Source organism: Anaerotignum faecicola (assembly GCA_024460105.1).
GTDB lineage: Bacteria > Bacillota > Clostridia > Lachnospirales > Anaerotignaceae > JANFXS01.
On the sequence record JANFXS010000317.1, the window covers coordinates 1 to 440 of the forward strand.

The following is a 440-nucleotide window of genomic DNA, read 5'->3' on the forward strand; positions in this document are numbered from 1 at the left end:
GTCCTGGTCATCATCGGAGGGTATGTTGTGATACAAAGTATCTTCCGATGATGACCAGGACTGCGATTCCGGCAACCAGCGCAAGCATACTGACATTCACCGGCTGCTTATAGAATTTCATATAGCTGAGGTTCATGACCGGCATTTCCAGCTGATATTCCTTGGCAATCTCCCGGCTACGGGCAGTCAGCTCTGTTTCATCCATCTGCTGCTCATTCTTAAAATGCACATAGGCACGATAATCAGCGGGGTCGTAGCCGCTCCATCCCTCAGGGCTTCTTTGGAAAGAAGGATGGATGTGCCATTTACCTCTTTTTCCTTATAGCCTTCCATAATGCCAGTCACCGCGTATTCTCCGTGAAAGCTCTCGCTGCTTAGCATAACCTTTTCACCTATCCCGGCGTCTGCACCATATTTGGAAAGGAAATAACGGCTCACCA

Annotated in this window: 2 protein-coding genes; both read right to left on the reverse strand. The window is 48.9% G+C overall.

Annotated features, from left to right (window positions below; genetic code table 11):
- Nucleotides 1–10: 10 nt before the first annotated feature.
- Nucleotides 11–205: a hypothetical protein gene (locus tag NE664_14155; GenBank protein ID MCQ4727778.1), complete on the reverse strand. Its 195-nt coding sequence runs from the start codon at nt 203–205 to the stop codon at nt 11–13.
- On the reverse strand, nt 187–440 hold a 254-nt coding region (locus tag NE664_14160; GenBank protein MCQ4727779.1), incomplete at its 5' end, for a hypothetical protein. The genes NE664_14160 and NE664_14155, both read right to left, overlap by 19 nt.

Coding starts and splice junctions, on each gene's coding strand:
- NE664_14155 (MCQ4727778.1), bottom strand. CDS start 205: ATGGATGAAACAGAGCTGACTGCCCGTAGCCGGGAGATTGCCAAGGAA.